This is a genomic window from Acinetobacter sp. 18QD2AZ41W (assembly GCF_009829025.1).
GTDB lineage: Bacteria > Pseudomonadota > Gammaproteobacteria > Pseudomonadales > Moraxellaceae > Acinetobacter > Acinetobacter pseudolwoffii.
Window position 1 is genome coordinate 422,053 of sequence record NZ_WURP01000001.1, and the last position, 18,871, is coordinate 440,923.

At 43.2% G+C, this 18,871-nt stretch carries 18 protein-coding genes; 6 read left to right on the forward strand and 12 right to left on the reverse strand.

The window, feature by feature from the left end; translation table 11 throughout:
- Positions 1 to 56 precede the first annotated feature (56 nt).
- Complete coding sequence (locus GVV58_RS01960; RefSeq protein WP_005096627.1) at positions 57 to 1,151, reverse strand: acyl-CoA desaturase; 1,095 nt, start codon at positions 1,149 to 1,151, stop codon at positions 57 to 59.
- Between the two features lie 14 nt (positions 1,152 to 1,165).
- Positions 1,166 to 2,230, reverse strand: a complete 1,065-nt coding sequence (locus GVV58_RS01965) for an iron-sulfur cluster-binding domain-containing protein (protein WP_159515890.1) — start codon at positions 2,228 to 2,230, stop codon at positions 1,166 to 1,168.
- 153 nt (positions 2,231 to 2,383) lie between these two features.
- Here GVV58_RS01965 and fabR point away from each other — a divergent pair, with 153 nt between their 5' ends.
- Positions 2,384 to 3,064 (forward strand): HTH-type transcriptional repressor FabR, encoded by a 681-nt coding sequence (fabR, locus tag GVV58_RS01970; RefSeq protein ID WP_005096625.1) that lies wholly within the window; start codon positions 2,384 to 2,386, stop codon positions 3,062 to 3,064.
- A 366-nt stretch (positions 3,065 to 3,430) separates the two neighbouring features.
- On the opposite strand, the gene GVV58_RS01975 is transcribed toward fabR, so the two are convergent.
- The 5 genes from GVV58_RS01975 to GVV58_RS01995 form a co-directional block, all read right to left on the reverse strand.
- A complete protein-coding gene (locus tag GVV58_RS01975; RefSeq protein WP_159515891.1) occupies positions 3,431 to 4,231 on the reverse strand; it encodes an alpha/beta hydrolase in 801 nt (266 codons plus the stop codon).
- 139 nt (positions 4,232 to 4,370) lie between these two features.
- Positions 4,371 to 4,637 carry a PAAR domain-containing protein gene (locus tag GVV58_RS01980; RefSeq protein ID WP_100328728.1) on the reverse strand — a complete coding sequence of 89 codons (267 nt, stop codon included), beginning with the start codon at positions 4,635 to 4,637 and terminating at the stop codon, positions 4,371 to 4,373.
- 145 nt (positions 4,638 to 4,782) lie between these two features.
- Positions 4,783 to 7,620 carry an RNA polymerase-associated protein RapA gene (gene rapA / locus GVV58_RS01985; RefSeq protein ID WP_159515970.1) on the reverse strand — a complete coding sequence of 946 codons (2,838 nt, stop codon included), beginning with the start codon at positions 7,618 to 7,620 and terminating at the stop codon, positions 4,783 to 4,785.
- Between the two features lie 143 nt (positions 7,621 to 7,763).
- Entirely contained in the window at positions 7,764 to 8,408 is a 645-nt protein-coding gene (locus tag GVV58_RS01990; protein WP_100355067.1) for an RluA family pseudouridine synthase, read from the reverse strand.
- Between the two features lie 133 nt (positions 8,409 to 8,541).
- Positions 8,542 to 9,249, reverse strand: coding sequence for a phosphopantetheine-binding protein (locus GVV58_RS01995; RefSeq protein WP_005096618.1), 708 nt, complete (start codon positions 9,247 to 9,249; stop codon positions 8,542 to 8,544).
- 248 nt (positions 9,250 to 9,497) lie between these two features.
- Here GVV58_RS01995 and GVV58_RS02000 point away from each other — a divergent pair, with 248 nt between their 5' ends.
- Genes GVV58_RS02000 through GVV58_RS02010 form a run of 3 tightly spaced genes read left to right on the forward strand, consistent with a single transcriptional unit; the run spans position 9,498 to position 11,019 of the window.
- A complete protein-coding gene (locus GVV58_RS02000) occupies positions 9,498 to 10,100 on the forward strand; it encodes a PAAR domain-containing protein (protein WP_100355068.1) in 603 nt (200 codons plus the stop codon).
- Positions 10,101 to 10,102: 2 nt separating this feature from the next.
- Positions 10,103 to 10,645, forward strand: coding sequence for a type VI secretion system amidase effector protein Tae4 (locus GVV58_RS02005; protein ID WP_159515892.1), 543 nt, complete (start codon positions 10,103 to 10,105; stop codon positions 10,643 to 10,645).
- On the forward strand, positions 10,645 to 11,019 hold the full coding sequence (locus tag GVV58_RS02010; protein WP_159515893.1) for a hypothetical protein: 375 nt from the start codon (positions 10,645 to 10,647) through the stop codon (positions 11,017 to 11,019). The genes GVV58_RS02005 and GVV58_RS02010 overlap by 1 nt, the downstream gene beginning before the upstream one ends.
- Positions 11,020 to 11,071: 52 nt before the next feature.
- Here the strand turns inward: GVV58_RS02010 and GVV58_RS02015 are convergent, their stop codons facing one another.
- The 4 genes from GVV58_RS02015 to GVV58_RS02030 all read right to left on the reverse strand — a co-directional run bounded on the left by GVV58_RS02015 (position 11,072) and on the right by GVV58_RS02030 (position 14,791).
- The gene (locus GVV58_RS02015; RefSeq protein ID WP_159515894.1) at positions 11,072 to 11,488 is read right to left on the reverse strand and encodes a heme-binding protein; all 417 of its coding nucleotides are present in this window, start codon (positions 11,486 to 11,488) and stop codon (positions 11,072 to 11,074) included.
- 162 nt (positions 11,489 to 11,650) lie between these two features.
- Positions 11,651 to 12,952 carry a glutamate-1-semialdehyde 2,1-aminomutase gene (gene hemL, locus GVV58_RS02020; protein ID WP_159515895.1) on the reverse strand — a complete coding sequence of 434 codons (1,302 nt, stop codon included), beginning with the start codon at positions 12,950 to 12,952 and terminating at the stop codon, positions 11,651 to 11,653.
- Between the two features lie 38 nt (positions 12,953 to 12,990).
- Entirely contained in the window at positions 12,991 to 13,611 is a 621-nt protein-coding gene (gene thiE, locus GVV58_RS02025; protein WP_005171511.1) for a thiamine phosphate synthase, read from the reverse strand.
- Positions 13,612 to 14,407: 796 nt separating this feature from the next.
- Entirely contained in the window at positions 14,408 to 14,791 is a 384-nt protein-coding gene (locus tag GVV58_RS02030) for a DUF962 domain-containing protein (RefSeq protein WP_005171513.1), read from the reverse strand.
- Positions 14,792 to 15,126: 335 nt separating this feature from the next.
- On the opposite strand from GVV58_RS02030, the gene GVV58_RS02035 reads away from it, so the two are divergent.
- Both GVV58_RS02035 and GVV58_RS02040 read left to right on the forward strand, forming a co-directional pair.
- Positions 15,127 to 16,584, forward strand: a complete 1,458-nt coding sequence (locus tag GVV58_RS02035) for a CYTH domain-containing protein (RefSeq protein ID WP_100329727.1) — start codon at positions 15,127 to 15,129, stop codon at positions 16,582 to 16,584.
- 130 nt (positions 16,585 to 16,714) lie between these two features.
- Positions 16,715 to 18,169 carry a CYTH and CHAD domain-containing protein gene (locus tag GVV58_RS02040; RefSeq protein WP_159515896.1) on the forward strand — a complete coding sequence of 485 codons (1,455 nt, stop codon included), beginning with the start codon at positions 16,715 to 16,717 and terminating at the stop codon, positions 18,167 to 18,169.
- Between the two features lie 8 nt (positions 18,170 to 18,177).
- On the opposite strand, the gene GVV58_RS02045 is transcribed toward GVV58_RS02040, so the two are convergent.
- Positions 18,178 to 18,810 (reverse strand): hypothetical protein, encoded by a 633-nt coding sequence (locus tag GVV58_RS02045; RefSeq protein WP_005096604.1) that lies wholly within the window; start codon positions 18,808 to 18,810, stop codon positions 18,178 to 18,180.
- Positions 18,811 to 18,871 lie beyond the last annotated feature (61 nt).

The window sequence follows — 18,871 nt, forward strand, 5'->3', positions numbered from 1 at the left end:
AGCTTCATCCATAAAAAAACCACCTCAAATAAGGTGGTTTTTAGCTTTAAGAAATATTATTTCTTAAACGGAAATGCATATTTCACAATACGTTTGATTACGCTGCCATACTGTTTTACCAGACTGGCATTGTTGTAGTTCAAACCATATTTTTCACACACCGCCTGAACTTTTGGCGCCATTTGGCGGTAACGACGGGCAGGCACATCAGGATACAGATGATGTTCAATCTGGTGACTTAAATGACCCGTCAAGATATGGAATGCTTCAGAACCGGTCAGGTTAGATGAACCACGAATCTGGCGCATATACCAGTGACCACGGCTCTCATTTTGCAGTACCGATTTCGGGAACACCTCTACATCTTTGGTAAAGTGGCCACAGAAAATAATACTGAACGTCCAGATATTACGCAGACCATTGGCCACCATATTACCCGTCAAAACTGGCAAAGCAGCAGGACCTGCAATCAATGGAAAGAACACATAATCTTTAAACAATTGTTTACCGATTTTGTTCTGCATTGGGCGCCATTCTTCTTTGGTCTGCTCTTTGCTTTTGCGACCTTTGAAATATTTACCCAATTCAAGGTTCTGAATGGCCACGCCCCACTGGAACAGCAAACAGAATGGCACCGCATAAATCGGTTGTAATAAATAACCCGGTTTCCAGCGCTGTTCTGGGAACAGACGCAATAGACCATAACCGATATCATCATCCATACCTTTGATATTGGTATAAGTATGATGTTTAAAGTTATGCGTTTGACGCCAGTTATCCGACGTACCTACAATATCCCATTCATAGGTCTGGCCATTCATTTTAGGATCATTCATCCAGTCATATTGACCGTGCATGACATTGTGGCCAAGCTCCATGTTTTCCATGATTTTAGCAAAGCCTAACAGACCTGTGCCGAGTAACCATGCTGGCGGAAACCAGCCTGCAAACAAGAGCGCACGGCCGGCAATTGATGAATAACGGATGGTTGAATAGACACGACGGATATATTTCGCATCCTTTTCACCTAAGTCATCCAGCACTTCTTGCTTGATCGCATCGAGTTCACGTGCAAGTTCATCAAGTTCTACTTGTGATAATTCACGGTTTTTAGGATTTTTAAAATATTGAAATTTTACTGGCATATTCATAGGATAAAACTCGCTTATAGGTCGATGACTAGATCAGTCTGCGCTGAGTTAACACAAATTTTGAGCAGATTACCTGGCTCAGTATTTCGTGCGCCGTTTACCAAATTCTTGGTCGAACCTTCCACTTTATTGCAGGCGCATTTATTACAAATGCCCATACGGCAACCATGTGTCGGTTTGATATTTTGTTGTTCCAGACTCACCAAAATGGACTGGCCTTTTGGAATACTGACAATTTTTTTCGACTGAGTCAGGGTGACATTAATAAAGCCGATATCGGATTGATCCGCCAGACTCATGCTAAAGGCTTCACCCTTAAACTCTTTGGCTGAAGCAAACAGCTGCTCTGCAGTCGAGACAAAACCTGACGGGCCGCAGCAATAGACCGTGCTATTTTCCAGATTTTGCAAATCTGTCAGATAAGTTTCATTCAGACGAGCTGCCGCAGCTTGTTCTTGCGTGGCATAAACATGAAATGAGAAATTTGCATGTTTCTGAGCAAGTTCTTCGAAACGTGCTTTAAATGCTGCATCTTGATGTTTTTTAACCCAGTACCACAAGCTCACTGGTGTTGATAATTCACCCTTTTTGCTCAGGCTTTCCAGCATGCTCAGCATTGGGGTAATTCCGCTGCCTGCTGCAAGCAAGATCAGTGGACTCGCCTGCTGAGGCACAGTCATATCGCCATAAGGCTGACCAAATTCGATGACATCACCCACTTGCGCCTGCTCTGCAAACCAGGTGCTGACTTTACCGGCATGGACTTTTTTCACGGTCAATAACACATGCTGGGCATCTATACGGGTCAAACTATAGCTACGTTCATAACGGATGCCCTTCACCACCACATACACTGGATGGTGTTGCCCCGCTTCACCAAACTTAAATAAACGATTCACTTGAATTTTCAGACTCAGCATATCCTGTGCAGCATTTTCCTTGTGCACAATCTTGCCCAATGGCTGATTCAACGACCATATCGGATTGAGTTTCTGAATCCAGAAATTAATCGCATGCTGATCAATGACACTGTCAGACAGTGCATTCAACGGCATTTTAAGTTTTTGGAGTACATGCATCGTTATCGACATCATCTTGAGGTTTTGAATTATTATACACATGTATATATATTTGTATATACATGTGTATTGTTTTCATTCATTTCACAAGCCTGTCGTGCTCGGTTATAATCAAACGATTCATGCATGAACCTATTGATGAACGAGCCTTCAATGAAAATAAGCAGTGACGCATCTCTACTACAATCGAAAAGCATTGATGAGCCGATTATCGTACGGAGTGTCGGTCGCAAGGCCACCATTACCAAAGAAGAACTGTTTCAGGCAGCGTTAAATCTGATTGGTCCACAAAAAAGTATTGCATCGTTGAGCCTGCGCGAAGTCGCACGTGAGGCCGGCATTGCGCCAAACAGTTTCTATCGTCATTTTAAAGATATTGATGAGCTGGCCATTGAGCTGATTGATCGTGCCGGGATTGTATTACGTCAGATTCTGCATGAAGCACGCTTAAAAGCCTCCCGACAAAGCAGTATTATTCGTAGTTCGGTCGAAATTTTTATTGCCCAGCTGGATGCAGATGAAGGCAATTTAAGCCTGTTATTGCGTGAAGGTTATACCGGTTCAAAATCGTATAAACAGGCTGTAGAACGCCAGTTAAATTATTTTCAGCAGGAATTGCAGGATGATTTGATTCGTCTGGAACGCCTGAATAATAGAAAGTTATTACATGCCGATATTGCCGCCAAAGCCATTACTCAACTGGTGTTTAACATGGGGGCCAATGTCATTGACATGCCGGCTGAAGACCGCCAGGAAATTGCCGAACAGACCATGCTCATGATTCGGATGATTCTGGAAGGCGCTCGCCATCTGGAAGATTCGCAGCTGCGTTAATTTTCCAATTTGCGTAAAATGATATAAAAAGAGACGTACTAGACGGATTACTGTCCCAAAGTTAAAGTGATTAGCTTTAAGTTACGCGCGTGTGGCAGGGATGCCACACACTACCTATCACGACAGGACGTCGTGTATGGGTAATAAGAGACTTTTGCCTACTTTGGGGCTTTCCAAAGTAGGGTTGCGCCTGCACAAATCCATTTAAACTTTTAAAGGAAAGATGAGGCTGCGCAATATCCAAGTATAAATATCAGATATTTAAAAACACTATCGAATTGCTTTTATTACTCCATACAATTCAAACTATAGCCTAGTTAAAATTGTGGAACAGTAGTGGTACCAGTCGTCTCTTTTTTATGACGATTACAACAGTACAAGTTGAGCTTTGACCGCCTTTGCAGTCTCTTCCGGATACTCAAGCGGAAACATATGTCCGCCCTCGACCACTGAATAATCGATCCGATAAATCTTGTGCATGCCTTGAGGCAAACCCTGCTGATAAAACTGGCTCTGCTCTGCAGTCATCAGATGAATCGGCACTTCAGGTGGTCGTCTTGGCGTACGCCACCACCATGCCGGTACAGTCCGGAAAATCTCCGCTTCTACCTGTTTTGGAATGCTCAAAGTCACCCCACCGCGTTCAGGTTCTGGCTGAATGCCACTCTCGATATAATCAGCAAAACATTGCTCATCAAAATTGCTAAATAAGCGGTTTGATCTGAGTGCATCAACTGCGGCCTGTTTCGATGGCCAGTGATCCTTGCGTTTTAGCGTAATTCCTGCAGGTGTATAGCGATCGATACTTTTCAGATTCAGCTTTTTAACCAGTTCAAACATGGCGCTGTTTTTTCCAATAATAAATGGCGGATCCATAATTAACAGTTTGGAAAACAGTTCCGGACGTCGATACGCTGCCATCAAAGTCACCAGACCACCAAAGGAATGTCCAAGACCCACCACCTGCTGCTGAGGAAATTGCTGCTCGATATCTGCAATGACTTCATCGACCAGATAGCGCCAGTCTGGCGTAATCGGATATTGCGACTTCATGCCAATCAAGGGAATCGCTTTGACCTCATATTCTGGCTGGAAACAGTCCAGAAATTTCTGATAGGTTGCCGCAGGGATGCCATTGGCATGGGTAAAATGTAGGGCTTGTTTCATTATTTTCCAAACGCAGCGCGTATTCATCCTGAAATCATCGGATGAGCTTACTGATCTGAAAAGTCATGTGATAGTGCCAAAACGCTCAAAGCATGACCTTGAAGTCAGCTCTTCTTATTTTATTAAACGAATTTAAGATTTATTTCTGCGATACCGTCAAATGCTGCATGGCTAGAAAAGTCGCGCCGCAACTGGTCTTATCCCCTGCGATAAGCATTGCCCGTCCTTTGACAGTAATAGATAAATCGCTGGAGATTGCGGTGACCATGGTCTGGCATTTGGGACAATAATGCGTCATGCCATTTAAATGTACGGCGATGCCATTCATAATCAAAGACGGCTCACCTTCTACCACAATACCACCGTGGGTGGTTTTGGCTCCCAGACCAATAAAGGCTTTGGACATGTTTATTATTTCTGGTTATTGGTTAGACTGATTTTAAACACAAGAAAAATGACAGGCCAGTATTCCCCGACCAAAACAATATAAAAGCCGAATTTCGGCCATAAAAAAAGCAGCCCGAAAGCTGCATTTTTTAATTGCTTAAAACTTAAGGCTTGACGACTACCATCACCTGAATGGCTTCTGGCGTCACAGATAAACCATCCAGTAGGCCGAGACCTTCTTTCTGCAACTTCTGTAAACGTGAAATTTCATCTTCACGGATACTTGGATTAAACTGTTTCAGATAGGTCAGACGGTCAATTTCATATTGCCATTTATTACCATACACTTCTTTGGCTTGCTGCTTGAAGTTTGGCAATGCACTGCGTGCCAATTCAAGTGCTTGCTGATAACGTGCCTCAATCACATCACGACGTGCTTTCACTACTTGGCGGCAGCTGTTGCCATCTAAATGATGCAGATACGGTTTTAAAATTTCAGGCGCAATTTTTTGTGAAAGATCCTGACCTTTCTCGCTTAATAACACACGAACCAATTGTTGCGGCAGGCTTGATGGCAAGTTCAATGCTTTCGGTGCAACCACATCGACCTTGAACCAGACTTCCAGCAATACCGAACCTTGTGGCAGTGCCGCAGATTTTAATACCGCAACGTTGGTGCTACCAAAGCCTTGAGTATTGATCATTTCCATCACACTTTCAGTGAATGGATGTTCCAGGGTCAGGTATTGCGCATCTTCGCGGATTTGTGCCTGATCACGATAGAAAGTGGCAGTGATGCCTTCTTCATCCAGCGTCAAACCTTGAACCTGCATTTGATCTGTTGGCTTGATGATCACGGTACCGTTACTTTGCTCGTCAAAGTCAATATTCGTGGACGCCATAAAGCGTTTCATGAAGATCGGCAAAGTAGTATTGTCATCATAGTCTTCAAGTGCCTTGACAATTTCCTGTGCCACCACCGGACGGCAAGAGTTATACTCTAGCAAACGGTCACGGCCTTCCTGCAATTCAGCTTCCAGCGCTTCACGTTGCACGCTGACTTCTTCCAGCAGGTCTTCAAACACTTGACCTTTGTCTGCCAATAGACAGTCTTTCAAGCGAACAATAAAGTTTTCTTGCAAGGTTTGTGCGGTTGGGGAAATATTGCCGAAAATATTTAAAGCTTCGTTATACCAGCGGAACATACGTTCTTGCGCAGTTCTCACCAGATACGGCACATGAATCTGAATCCGGTTTTCCTGACCGATACGATCCAGACGGCCAATACGCTGCTCTAAAACGTCCGGGTTGGCAGGAAGATCGAACAGAATTAAATCAGATGCAAACTGGAAGTTACGCCCTTCTGAACCAATTTCCGAACAAAGTAAAATCTGCGCGCCATACGAATCTTCAGCAAAATAAGCGGCAGCCTGATCACGCTCTAACAAGCTCATGCCTTCATGGAACATCGCGGTACGAATACCGGCATGTAAGCGAAGTACATTTTCCAGCGCTTCAACCACTGGCCCGCTACGCGCAATCAGTAAGACTTTCTTGTGTTTAAGATCGGTACGTAAACGCTCCATCAGCCACATCACGCGTGGATCGGCTTCCATCCATGCACCATCGAGCTGGGCTTCTTCAGGCCACATTTGCTCACGCAACTTACCATCTTTCGACCAGTGTTCCGGTGCTGGTAATGGTGCCGGCTGACAGTCACGACCCGGGAAGCCCTGAATGGCTTCACGCGTATTACGAAACAGGATACGACCGGTACCATGACGGTCTAAAAGTTCGTGAATGGCACGGAAACGCTGCTCAGGATGATCTTCAATTGAATGACCCAACAAGGCCTCAATCGCAGTCAAATGTTCTGCTTCAAGTGGCAGATTTGACATCAACACTTCTGCAATTTTAGCGGTGTGCTGATATTGCGCTTCTTCATCCAGGAAACGATCCAGCGAGTTAAAGCGCTGCGGATCGAGTAAACGCAGGCGTGCAAAGTGACTTTCTACCCCGAGCTGTTCCGGTGTTGCCGTCAATAACAATACGCCCGGCGTATGTTCAGCCAGTTCTTCGACCAGATCATAACGGTCATTACCGCCATCTTCTTCGCTCCACATCAAATGATGTGCTTCATCGACCACCAGCAAGTCGAAACCGGCTTCGAGCGCCTGTTCACGCAGATCTTCATGGTCGACCATCAAATCGACAGAGGCAATAATTTTTTGTTCGGTCAGGAATGGGTTTTGTTCAGGATCATGCTCTTTGATTGATGCAGTACGGGTCAAATCAAATAACGAGAACTCAAGATTGAAACGACGGCGCATCTCAATCATCCACTGATATTGCAGCGAATCTGGTACTAAAATCAGGATGCGTTCAGAACGGCCAGTTTTCAGCTGTTGATGGATAATCAAACCCGCTTCGATGGTTTTACCCAGACCGACTTCATCGGCCAGTAATACACGCGGAGCAAAACGCTGACCGACTTCATGCGCAATATACAACTGGTGCGGAATCAGGCCGACACGTGAACCGACCAAACCGCGCAGTGGACTGCTTTGCATATTGGCCTGCATCAGCAGCGCTTCAATGCGCAAGTCATACCATTCTTTATAATCGACCTGACTGGCCAATAGACGGTCTAGAGGCTTGGACAGCTGGATGGTGGCACCAATGCGGGTCTCATTCAGCGATTTACGTTCTTCAGTCCCATCTTCCAGGGTACGAATGACGTGATAACGCACCACGCCATTGCGGTCTTCCACGGATTCTACAATCCATTTGGTCCCTTCCTGATCCTGTAATTCATCTTTCACATTAAATACGATACGAGATAAGGGTGCATTGCTACGTGCATAGACGCGAGTTTCATCGCTTTTCGGGAATAAAATGCTAACCGACCGCTCATCAACATCAATAAGAACGCCTAAACCGAGTTCTGTTTCAGTATCTGATAACCAACGTTGACCAATAGCAAATTGCTGCAATTTTTCCACCTTTATCTTAAGTACAAGATTATGAATATTAGGCTCAATCACGAAACGTCATTGGAGCAAAATTTCACACCTTCAAGCAATGTATTTTGACATAAAGCCCACTAAAAAGTGAGCATAATTCACGCCGATTCAAGAAGTATTTCCTAGAACGGCGCCGGACAATAAAATTCGACCAGCTGATCTGTTTGAGGATGATAAAAACTCAAACGTTCAGCATGTAAATGTAGACGCGAGCTGAGCTGTTGCTGTTCAGGTGTCGCATATAAGGTATCGCCGATAATCGGATGCCCCAGATATTGCATATGCACACGCAACTGATGCGAACGGCCGGTAATTGGCGTAAGTTTCACCCGAGTCACGGCTTGTTCCTGAATATTAAAGTGTTCGATCGCCTGCCAATGCGTGATGGCCGGCTTGTTATGTGCGGGATCTGCGATATGTAAGGGCGGACGGCTTGGGTCATATACCACGGGCACCTCAATGCTACCTTCACCTTCGAGTGTACCGGCAACCACGGCCTGATAGGTTTTGTCGGTCTGGCGTTCCTGAAACTGGCGGGAAATGGTTTTTTGTCCCCATTTTGTGAGACCAAACACGAGAATGCCGGAAGTATCGCGATCCAGTCGATGGATCAGTAAGGTTTTTGGTTCTATTTTTAATAATCGGTTAATCAGGCAATCTTGTAAATCTTCTGTTTTCCCGGGAACTGTGAGTAAACCTGCAGGTTTGTGGATGACCATGAAATCGTCATCACGATGTATCAGATGTTCGGTTAGAAAATTACTCAAAGTTCAATCCCAGGCTGATCGCGAAAAACAAGGCGGCCATGATAGAAAGCTTCGCCCATAATTACAATGCGCTTTTATATAAATGCTGATGAAATTTCCGATTTAGGTCATAAAAATGCTCAATCGCAGCGTATCAACCTGAGGATTGTAAAATGAAGCCTGCCAATTCATGCAAAGATGCATGCTGTCGTACATCTTCATAACGAATATTGGCACCATGTGCACGCCATACACCGACCAAACTCACCACGGCTACAGAGTCCAATCCATAATTTCTTAAATCGACATAGGGATCAATCTCCAGAGCATCTATGTCTAGCTGTTCTGCCACAGCCAACATAATACCTTTGGTTGATAAGACATAGTCTGAGGGCGCACTTAAATCCCACAACCGGGTCAGACTATAAGTATTTAAGTGATGCACACCTTGACTGGAAATATTTTCGATCCACTGAATATGCTGTTCCTGATTGGCCAATAAGATTGCGTCATCGACCACACCTATTTGATCCGTCACACTCATCAAATGCGGTAAGATTTGCTTGAGCATCGGTGTGACCTGCCCGGCAAAAATCAGTTGTGGATGCGTGGAGGCATATTCACCAAGCTGTTGCATGCCCTGCATCAGGTCATCACCATATAAATCGACAATGGGAATATCCAGTGCTTTGGCTTTATTGGTCAGTTGAATCAAATTTGCCATGAGTGCACTTTCTTGTATGCCCTGTTGCATACGCAAGTTTTGTAATCCGACTAAGACCAAAACCGATTGGTTCGATGCAAGCTGCCATTTGGCTTGAGATGGGGCAAGTTGGATTTTTTTGGGCATTGGGTACAGCATGGGAGACTCTTTGGCTTCAGACAGTCGGCTTTTTCGTAACTGTATATGCTAACTCAGATTGAGGATTACTCAATACTTTAAAAGTCAACAGGGCTATATTTAAAAAATTAAAAGCAAAAATGCTTGTATCTATATTCAGATACATTCAGTCATTATATACAAACTGATTAAATGAATTTTAAACTAAACCTTTCATTTTATATTGTCATGTTATTATGGTCTTTAATAAAAATAATAACCAAATAATAATGAGAGCATTAATAACAGTCGGCTGTAAAACCGATCATGGGGGAATCATTACTTTTGGCGACCCTTCCTTTCTGGTGGAAGGAAAAGCTGTGCATTTGGATGGAATGGTACATTATTGTCCTAAATGTAATGTCCTAGCGAAAGCTCTTGCTTCTAACCGAGGCTTTATAGTCGTCCTGGGTAGAAGCATTGTTGCGGCAGGAGACACATCAACTTGTGGTTCAAAATTTCTAAAAACTTCTGATTTGGCTGTCATAAGTAATGGTATTATCTCAAGTAAAATTGATCAATTAATATCAGATACAGCTACTAAATACATTGAAGAAAAAGAAGAAAAGATCATTAATAATATTTATTGGAGTTATGGAGATAACCTTATTCTTCTAAAAAGAAAATCTAGATTTTTTGATGACTTGAATTTGCATATAGAAACTTCAGGTTATGCACGAGGAGATACTATTGATATAGAAATAAAACCAGAATCTTCTGAGATCAACTCATTTCATCCATTTACGATTTCACTTGATATTGATACTGAAGGTAAGGGAGTACTTAAAAATATTTTTAAAGGAAAAACTATAATAATTGATACGGAATATTAAATATGGTGAGTATAACTGCAAGGGCTGGTGGTCGGTCTTCGACCATACAAGCAAAAAGACCTTTATTTTCCGAATTATGGAAATATTATCCGGTAAAAATGTCAGCAAGTGATGTGTATTCTATGGTGGGAGGTCAAGCTATGGCTTTATATCAAGAAAATCCTACAGGATACGCAAATGCTTGTGCTTTAAGATTAAGTAGATCTTTCAACTACGGCGGAATGCCAATTAAACAGTCAACCAGAGGTTATAAAGTCAGAGGCGCTGATCATAAACCTTATTTACTTAGGGTTCGCGAGATGATCACCTTTGTTGAACAAAATCTAGGAAATGCAGATCTCTCCTTCAAGCCTCAAAATAACCAGGATTTATCATTACAATTAAAAGAAAAAAAAGGAATTATTATTTTCAAAGTCTCTGGCTGGGGAGATGCTTCTGGACATGTCACTTTATGGAATGGAAATGATTGTGGAGATAGTTGCTACTTTATTCATGATACACCGAGCCTAAGAACCACAGATATTCTGTTTTGGAATTTAAGATAATGAAAATAATTGCTGTACTTTTTAGTTGTCTAGTGATAAGTGCATGTTATGCAAAAGACTTAATTCCATCCATATCAAATGCGGATGAGCTCAATATCAAAAATTTTGGCTTTAGTTATTGTCTGACGAGGGCTCAGGATCAATCCCTCAGTTCTGAGGCTGCTCTAGCGATGGGCGGGTATTTCCAACAGGGTTCATATGAAGAACCCGCGTATAAAAATTTGAAAGAATATATAAACCAATCTATGAAAGCAAAAACTGAGGTATATAAAAATCAAGCAAGGCCAGCCATATTAATGAGCTGTTTAGAGCTGTATAACTCGACAGAATATAATGAAATGGTTAAACAACAGCATCACTATCTTATCCGATAGTTATTTTTAACTTAGACTTGAGAAGATAAGTACATTCTCAAGCGTATAATGTTTAGCCCTGCTGCGCCAAAAACTTCTTAATCGCCACCTGCGCAATCTCTGCATCTTCAAATGATTTCACACCTGATACACCCATCGCACCCACCAGTTGCCCTTGATACAGAATTGGTTCGCCACCTTCCAGCATTCCCGAGAAACTTTCCATAGTCAGAAAGCCCATCTGCCCGCTTTTGATAATGTCTTCAAACAGCTTGGATGGACGACGACTCATCGCCGAGCATCTGGCTTTTTCAATGGCCAGATTTGCAGTCATCGGTGCTGCACCATCCATACGTTTCATCGCAAGCAAATTGCCCGTTTCATCGACTACGGCAATACTGACATTGAAGCTGTTCTGAATTGCATATTGATGGGTGTGATCCAATAGAAATTCCGCATCACTTAGAGTCAAATAATGTTTGGTTTGCATGAATGAATATCCATAATTTTAGCATTTAATCTCCCCTAACCCTGAGCCAGATATGGCACAAGGAAAAGAGGGGAAATTTATTATTTGTACAGATAAAATTCCCTCCTTTGAAAAGTGAAAAGCACCGCTTCGCAAGAGGGAGGATTTTTAAAAAATTAAAATTTAAGCTTTCATCTCAGCAAAAGTCTCGATCGCAGCCTGAATGGTAAATTCAATATCTTCATCGCTGTGTGCAGCCGAGAAGAAGCCAGCTTCGAATGCAGAAGGTGCTAAATTCACCCCCCGATTCAACATGCCATGGAAAAATTTACGAAAAGCATCGATATCACATTTCAACATCGAATCAAAGCTGGTGATGTCTTCCTGATCGGTGAAGTACAGACCAAACATCCCACCGACCTGTTGGGTTTTAAAGGGTACGCCCGCCTCGTCTGCTGCTGCTTGTAAACCTGCAAGAAGTTTTGACAACTGCGCAGATAGGTTTTCATAGAAACCTTCAGCACGAAGATGCTTGAACATCTCAATCCCGGCACGCATTGCCAATGGATTACCCGACAATGTTCCTGCTTGATACACTTTACCCAGTGGCGCAATGCATTCCATCACTTCACGTTTACCGCCAAAGGCACCGACTGGCAGACCTGCACCAATAATTTTACCCAATGTGGTTAAATCCGGAGTTACGCCATAATGTGCCTGCGCACCGCCTAAGCCAACACGGAAACCGGTCATCACTTCATCGATGATAAAGACTGAACCATGCTCATCACAAACATCACGAATCGCTTGCAGAAAACCGTCAATTGGTTTCACCAGATTCATGTTGCCAGCTACAGGCTCCACAATCACGCCGGCAATTTCAGCACCAAACTTGGCAAAGCATTCTTTTAAAGTCGCAATGTCATTGTATGGAAGCGTGATAGTATGCTTGGCAAAATCAGCTGGAACACCCGCAGACGTTGCTTCGCCCTCACCTTTAGTTAACAAGCCCGAACCTGCTTTTACAAGAAGCGAGTCTGAGTGACCGTGATAACAACCTTCAAATTTTACAATCTTGTCACGGCCGGTATAACCGCGCGCTAAACGAATCGCTGTCATGGTGGCTTCCGTGCCCGAGTTGGTCATACGTACCAATTCAATCGACGGCATGATCTCGCAAATAATATCGGCAAGCGTGGTTTCATGAACTGTTGGCGCACCAAAGCTTAAACCATCTACTGCGGCCTGTTGAACGGCTTGAATAATTGCAGGATGGGCGTGACCCAGAATCATCGGTCCCCATGAACCGACATAGTCCACATAACGTTTTCCGTCTACATCATACAAATATGCGCCTTGGGCTTTTTCGATAAAGACCGGTGTACCACCGACGCCGTTAAATGCGCGTACAGGTGAGTTGACGCCACCCGGAATATGTTTATTGGCTTGTTTGAACAATTGTTCTTGCTTTGGAGATAAGCTCATGAAGGCACTCGACTCAAAATTAAATCAATCAAAAAATTTTATGCTGTAGCTTGAAAAAGCGCAGACCATTCATCTAAACGTTCAGGAATGGCATTCATCGGCAAGCCCAATATATCACTAATCACGGCGCAATAATCCGCACCTGACTCAATGACTTCTTTGGAATTTTCAACCGTTAAACCGCCAATGGCACATAAAGGCACGTTCAATTTCTCTTTGGCCAGTTTTAAAGTTTCCAAGCCAATATTACCGGCTTCAGGTTTACTGTCGGTGGCATAGATGGCACCAAATGCCACATAGTTTGCACCATCGGCAATGGCCTGTTCAGCCAGCTCAAGCGAGTTATTACAGCTACGACCAATCAAGACATTTTTCGGCAAGCGTGCAACTGCCTCGACAATAGACCCGTCATCCTGACCCAAATGCACACCCACCCCGTATTTAACGGCCATTTCAAGATCATCATTAATCACAAAAAGCACACCATATTCAGCACACATGGCTTTCATATACTCGATTTCGTAAATTTGATCTTGTTTGGCGACTTTTTTACGGCGATATTGCAATACTGCAATGCCGCCATTGGCCATTGCGCCTTCCAGTTTTGCCAATAAAAGTTCTACGGGATCATCATTGGTAATTAAATATAAACCGCGCATCTTGCTCGCCACTTGCTAGGATGGCTCTATTATAGGCATAACTCGGTTTAATTGCCGCAGTCCTGCTGTTTCCGCGACCGGGTAGCAACAGATTTGCAGTTTTTTAGCGCAATTTTCCAGTTAAATCTAAAATATCACCATTTTCAGGGATATACCGACTATAAAATATGGGTTTTAATCGCTTTATAACAAAAATAATAAAGTGTTAATGCTTACGCCCTCCGACAAACGCTTTTAGGATTTTGCAGATAACTTGGTGGAGAAGTTGCAAAATTCTAAGAGCGGTTTTTTTTACCTTTAAATTTTCAATATTGTTAAGCCTCTTTAAGATTAAACTCAAAAAGATTAAAAAATACCCAATTTCAGGGATGGCCCAATTAGCTCAAAGAGACTTAAATAGCGTTAGACACAGAAAATAACCAGAAAAATAAATACCTGTGTTGGTGACACCCGATCCTTTCTAGTTTTGAATAATACGTTTGTGGGGAGACGTTTCAAAGCTAGAAAGGATCATTTTCTTTATGTATGATCCGCATGACTTGTTCTATAAATATTTACGCAATAATGGCAACGAAGTCAGTAAATTTATTTAAAAAATAGAGATATAAAAAAAGCCCGGAGAAGGTCGCTCCAGGCTTGGAAAACTGTTTTATTCAGTAAACTATAACTTTTGATCAAATTCCATCAAACTGAATAAGCAATAACACAATTAATAGAATAATAAATGGCGACTTGCAAGTCTTTTATCGAAAGATCATGTTCCCTAGCCACACAATCCGATGAAAGTTACCTGATTTTAACTTGAAATCTTATCGTATTTGCGATCAAGCAGACTGAGACGACCACGCAGGACATCCGCAAACATACGCCAGTCCGAAATAAAGCTATACACCGGCTGTTTAAAACTGGCCGGTTTATTGCGTTCAAAGATAAAATGGCCAATCCAGGCACAGGCATAGCCTGAAAGCAAACCATAAGCAAAATATCGCGGTTTGCCTTGACGAATGGCTTGAGTAAAACAATATAGGCCGATACTGCTACCTGCGACATGTAAACGGCGACTGACCATATGCCGGTGTTCGGTCAAATAAAAGCGGTAAAACTCATGATAATTGCCAATCGGCATCTGGGGTTGATGCGCGATCACATGGGTATTCTCTGGCTGTACTTGTACATTCATTTCTCATCGTCCTGATGTTTTCTTTTACCTTAGCGTATATTTTGGCCAATTAACAGTCTCTTGATTTGCTCGAATATTCTTAGATATTTTCCAAGCAAAGCCGCAATTCCTCTCGCTTTGCAACCCTATTAACAGCTCAAAGCCAATATTTAAATTCCTGTTCAATATTTTTATATGCAGGTCAAGTCTTACATGCATTTTGATTTTGGTTACAATCTGCCACGCATACATCTAAAAATATAATTGCGGCGATTGCCCGCCGAATTTTCAGCATCTCATTAAAGCGAAAAATATCAGTACATGCTGGCGTGTACTAAACAGATAGGAAAATCATTATGGTTGAAGTTGAACTCAAGTTCCAGATTCCTGCGGCACGACGCACTGCGCTGCTCAAGGCACTTGATCCGAAAAAGTCTCAACAGATCCAGCTTCAAGCCAAATATTATGATACTGCCGACCGTCAACTGGCCCAGCACGGGGTAGCACTACGTCAGCGTCTGGAAGGTACGCGCTGGGTGCAAACCCTGAAAGCTGCCGGTAAAAGCCATATTGAACGCTTTGAACATAATCATGATCTGGGGGAATTAACTGAATCTCCTGAACTGGATTTAAGTATTTATACCCAGTTCCCAGAAGCACAGGCGATTCTGAGCCATGCGCTCGGCAATCAGTCTGATCAGCTACAACTGCAATTCGAAACCGATATTGCCCGCACCTTGCGTGTAATTGAATACCAAGACACACAAATCGAAGTCAGTCTGGATATTGGGCAGATCCGTACCCGAAATGCTGAACAAGAGGTACATGAAGTCGAGTTTGAGCTAAAAAGTGGGTTGATACACAATTTATTGGCATTCAGTTTTGAATGGGTCAAGAAATATCAGCTCTGGCTCGATGTACGCAGCAAGGCAGAAATTGGTAATTTATTGGCCACCTCACAACGCGTGAGCCCGGCCACCTTCGCCAAAGAGTTCCAGATCAGTAAAAAAGACAGCGCTGGTAAAACCCTATGCAGTCTGATTGCGCAGCAGATGCAACATTTATTGCCAAATATCGCCGCGATTTCAGCTCAGGTTGCACAGCAGGAACATATTCAGCAGGCTCAACTGGCACTGGATCAGCTATATCTCACTTTGCTGCTGTTTAAAGACTGGCATCCGCAGCTTTCGGACAAATGGGCACATCAAATGGCTGCCTTTAAGCAGCAGTTCGAGCATTTACAACATTTGCAGCATATGCAAAACAGCTTGGCCAGCTTCCTGCAAAATCCGACCACTGCGGAAAATCTGAGTAAAGATATTCTGTATGCTCAGGAAAAACTGGGCAATCTAGTCAAATCAACGCAAAATGTGCATCATTATCTGGAGTTATTGACTTTTAGTTTAACTGAAGATGAACATGCTGCTCTGGATTTAAAAACTGCTGCACAAACCACGCTGCAACAACAGTATAAAGTGCTGCAAGAACAGATGAACCAGACTGAAATTAACAATTTTGAAAGTCTGGATCAATTGGCAAGCCGGATTCAGGAACTCAAATTCAGCTTCCCGATTTTAACCACAATCTATGACGTCAAAAACTTGCAGAAGTACAGCAAAGCGCTGAATGATGCACAACTTGCAGCCGGTGAATATCAAACCTTGGCCTCTTCGGCAGTGTATATTCAGCAAACTGAACTGGAAGCGAGTGACTGGTTTGTATTAGGCTGGCTGACTGCTAAACAGGAAGTCTATGCCCAGAAACTGCTTGAGGCGACAGAACAGTTCCTGGTGAGCCGTAAATTCCTCAAATAAATATCTTTAAGAACATTTCAAAGCACGCTCCCTCTACGGCGTGCTTTTTTTGTTGCAGAAGCACATCACACTGTGGCTAATCTTTGAGCTATATTGATCTGTATAACCTACATCGAGAAGGAATGACCCGATGGCAGAAATAGAGCTTAAATTCCAGATTCCGTCACAGTCACGTGCACAATTTGAACAGGACTTCCAGAAGCTTCAGCCGACTCGGCATCGTTTATGTGCGCGTTACTTCGATACTGAAGCACAACAACTCCAACAACATCAAATCGCCTTGCGACAACGTCTAGAAGACCAGCAATGGGTACAAACCCTGAAATCACCTACTGAGCAGCAATTTGAACGTTTTGAACTTGAACATACATTAAAAAGCCCACCTGAAAGCTGTGATTTTCAGTTATATCGCAAACACAAACCGGCAAAAAAGATTCTGAAACAGGCGCTTGGCGATTTGGATATACCGCTTATTCTGCAATTTGAAACAGATGTCGCGCGTTATGTGCTGACCGAAACACATCAAAATAGCCAGATTGAGATTGCCTTTGATGTAGGGGAAATTCGCCATAAGGATCAAGCCATTGATATTTATGAAGTCGAATTTGAGCTAAAATCCGGTCAATTGAGCGAATTGATTGATTTCATTCGGCCATGGATTCAACGTTATGATTTATGGCTGGATACGCGGAGTAAATCGGAACGCGGTTATGCCCTATTACAGGGTGAAGAAAGTCTGCCTGTGCAGCATCAGCTGCCATTAGAACTTGAGCAGAAAGATCAGATTGCTACTATTTTAAAGAAAATCGTAGCCAACTGTCTGGCTCATCTTTTTCCGAATGCAACTGCGATTGCCGCTAATCATTATAACAGCGATCATGTGCATCAGGTACGTGTCGCGATCCGGCGCTTACGCAGTGCCTTTAAAATTTTTCAGTCTGTGACTGAACATGTACGGCCAGAATGGCCGGAACAGCTGCGAGATATTTTTCAGCAACTGGGTTCTACCCGAGATCGCGATGCCCTTGCAGAAAGTCTGATTCCGCAACTGGAAAAAGCCGGCTCACCCTTATTAAAATTACCACCACACCGACAAAAACAGCCAGATATTAGCGCGCTGTTCAGACATTCAGCTACAGTGGACTTGATACTGCAACTACTCAGCTTTAGTCAGGAAAAAACGCATAGCAAAGCCAAATCTTCGCATAAAATTTTGTGTAAAGGTTTGAGCAAGTTACATCAGCAAATTTGTCAGGATACCGAAAACTATCAGGAACTGGATATTGAATCGCGGCATCGCACGCGTAAACGGGTGAAACGCTTGCGCTATAACGTAGAATTTTTACAGAGCTTATTTCCTGAAAAGGATGTGAAAACTTATCTGAAAGCCCTAAAACCCTTACAGGAAAGCTTGGGGCATTATAACGACCTGTTTGTGGCAGACGAACTGTTTAGACCGTATGTCAAGCAAAATAGTAAAGCCTGGTTTGTGCTGGGTTGGATAAGCGCGGAACAGCAGCGTTTGTCGAGTGAAGCAGCCGAGCGTTTACAACAGTTTGCTGAAAATACCAAACCCTTCTGGTAAAAACCGGGCTAGCGATATTTACCAAACACTTTCCAGGTATTATTATCGGCCAGAGGGTCATTATAACTATCACTGCGTTGCTTACGTGGTTTATCACGGGCATCGATCAGCTCAAAATGTGGCTCGACACTCAGCACGATACCATTCACATAAAAACGGGTACGTGTATATTCACTTTGACCATGCTGAAACACATAAGTACGTAAGTCTACAAATTCGCGGTGTGCCACCAAAGCCGCGGTATCGTCACTGTCGAGCCAGTGTCGCATGGCTGCGATCTGTTCGGGTTCAAACTGCCCGCATTTTTCAATCAGGCTGGCCACACCACGAAAAGTTTTAGATTCTTTGGCCCGGGTTTTATTTAGCCTGATTCGGTCAACATGAAAATAAAACAGCGGCAAGTTTAAATGACTGGGAAGATGGATAGCATCTAGGGTTTCATCGTCCATGAAAGGTTGGAACAGATCCTGCGCCCTTTCAATCAGACCAAGCCACTGGGTGTAATATTCTTCGACCTGCGATTTGGTTCCATAATAAATCGGCAGACCTTCGACATTGGCCAGATTTGCCGGTGGCCAGATATTCTGGCGCAATAAGGCAATATCACTTTTCAGACTTTGTACCGCAATCGCATCCTGCATGGCATTCACTTTTATATGCTTAGGCTATTTTTAGATTAAGGCAAAGGTTTAGTTTCTGCAA